Below are 2,191 nucleotides of genomic sequence, written 5' to 3' on the forward strand. Positions count from 1 at the left end.
CACGCTCGCCCTCGCGCAGGACGACGACCAGGCGGGCGTCCAGGCCGCGGGTGTCGGCGAGTGCGCGCTCGGCGAACTCGCGGGCGGCCGCCCGGTCGGGGGCGAAGTACAGCCCGGTGAAGCCCTGTCCGTACAGCTCGCGGACGCGGCGGGCGCCGGGGGCGGAGATGCGCGCGTCGGGGGCGAAGGAACCGAGCAGCGGGTGGCGGTCGGTGGACTCGACGACGGGGGAGTCGGTGTAGGAGTGCGGCTCGGCCATCTTGCCGCTGTTGACGTGGTCGCGGACGCGCTGGAAGGGGTGCGAGAGGGTGAGCAGCACCTTGCGGGCCACCCGGCGGGCCAGGGTGGGCGGCACCATGAACTTGATGGTGGCCTCGGTGACGGCCAGGTTCTCCTTGGCGGCGGCGTAGCGCTCGTCGTGGTAGGTGTCGAGGAGGCTGTCCTCGGCCTTGCCGTCCATGACCAGGGCCAGCTTCCAGGCGAGGTTGTCGGCGTCCTGGATGCCGCTGTTCATGCCGCGGGAGCCGTAGGGCGGCAGCGAGTGGGCGGAGTCGCCGGCGAAGAAGATCCGGCCGAGGCGGAACTTCTCGACCACGCGCTGGTGGAAGCGGTAGGTGGACACCCAGTCGATCTCGTAGTCGACGTCGCCGATGACGGCGCGGACCCGCCGGTCGAAGCGGCCGTCGGCCCGCTCGGCCTCGATGTCGGTCTCGGGGGCGAGCTGCCAGTCGATGCGCCAGATGTCGTTCGGCTGCGGGTGCATGACGAGCTGGCGGCCCGGGTTGAACGGCGGGTCGTAGTGGAAGTGGCGCTCCTTGGGCAGCGGGAGCTTCACCTTGAGGTCGGTGATGAGGAAGCGGTCCTTGTGGCTGTAGCCGGTCCAGGCGACGCCGGTCATCTTGCGCATCGGGCTGCGGACGCCGTCGCAGGCGACGACGTACCGGCAGGTGTAGCTGCGGGGGCCGTCGGGGGTGTCGGCGGTGACGGTGACCGCGTCGTCGTCCTGGGACACCGCGGTGATCTCGTGGGCCCAGTGGACCTCGGTGAGCGGGCTCTCCTGGATCTTCTCGAGCAGCAGCTGCTCGATGCGGAACTGCGAGATGTTGACGAAGGGCCCGTAGCCGATGCGGCGCGGGTACTCGGCGGCGCGTATCTCACGTCCCTGGACGTAGGTGCGGGCGGTGGTCCAGGTGACGCCCTCGGCGCCGATGGTCTCGGCGGCGCCGAACTTGTCGAGCACCTCCAGGACGTCGCCCTGGATGAGGCATGCCTTGGAGCCCTGCTTGCGCAGCTCGGGGTCGCGCTCGAAGAGGACGGACGGGATGCCGAAGGAGGCGAGGCGGGCGGCGAGGGCCATGCCGACCGGGCCGGCTCCGACGATGCCCACGGGGATGAGGTTGGTGGTCATGCGGCTTCGTTCTCCGTCTTCGTGTGGTCGGTGGTGGTCTGCTCTTCGGTGTCTCCGGCCTGGGCGGTGTCCTTGACGGACCGGAAGACGGGGATGGTGCGGACGTGGCTCAGGTAGGGCGTGCCCTCCGTGTAGCCGGTGCCGGAGCGGGTGCCGAGCATCCGCACGGCGATCCGGTAGTGCGTCTGGCGCCAGCGGCGCAGCGCCGACGCGAAGGTGAGCATCGCGGCGGTGAGACGCTCGCGGTCGGCCGCGTCGAAGCGGTCGTCGGCGAGGGCGGTGGCGCAGGCGTCGTCGAGGGTGGGCTGGCCGGCCAGGATCCGCTCGCGCACCTCGGGGGTCGAGCGGTAGGCCGAGGAGTCCAGCCGGTCCGGGTCGGGAGTGCGGCACAGCGACTCGACGAGCTTGTAGTTGCGGGACTGGATGGCGCTGGCGCCCTCGGTGTACTCGCGGAAGGTGCGGAAGGACTCGATCTGCATCGTGGCGAGCAGCGAGAACAGCGGGGCCGACTCGGCGAGCGCGGTCTCCGCGACGGCCAGGTGGCCGACGGCCGGCCCGGTGCGGGCCGAGCCGAGGTCGGTGATCGCGGTCCGCAGGCTGAGGGCGAGCAGCGCGAAGGTCGTCTCGAAGGTCTGGAGCACGCGGATGAACATGTGCTCGTCGTGGGAGACGTAGACCGGCAGCATGCTCAGCCGCAGCACCCGGCGCTCGTGGTCGTCGAGCAGCCCGCCGTCGACGAACTCCCAGAGCTGGGCGGCCTGGGCGACCGGGTCGGCGGCGGTC

General features: G+C 71.3%; 1 protein-coding gene and 1 pseudogene. Both read right to left on the minus strand.

Annotation, left to right across the window (positions count from 1 at the left end):
- The coding region (locus tag HW445_RS27895; protein WP_180223637.1) for an FAD-dependent monooxygenase at window positions 1-1,408 on the minus strand (1,408 nt) is incomplete at its 3' end.
- Window positions 1,405-2,191 (minus strand): annotated as a pseudogene (locus HW445_RS27900) (hypothetical protein); the annotation flags it as partial. The pseudogene HW445_RS27900 and the gene HW445_RS27895, both read right to left, overlap by 4 nt.

It is taken from the genome of Streptomyces sp. UH6 (assembly GCF_013421635.1).
GTDB classification, from domain to species: Bacteria; Actinomycetota; Actinomycetes; order Streptomycetales; family Streptomycetaceae; genus Streptomyces; species Streptomyces abyssomicinicus.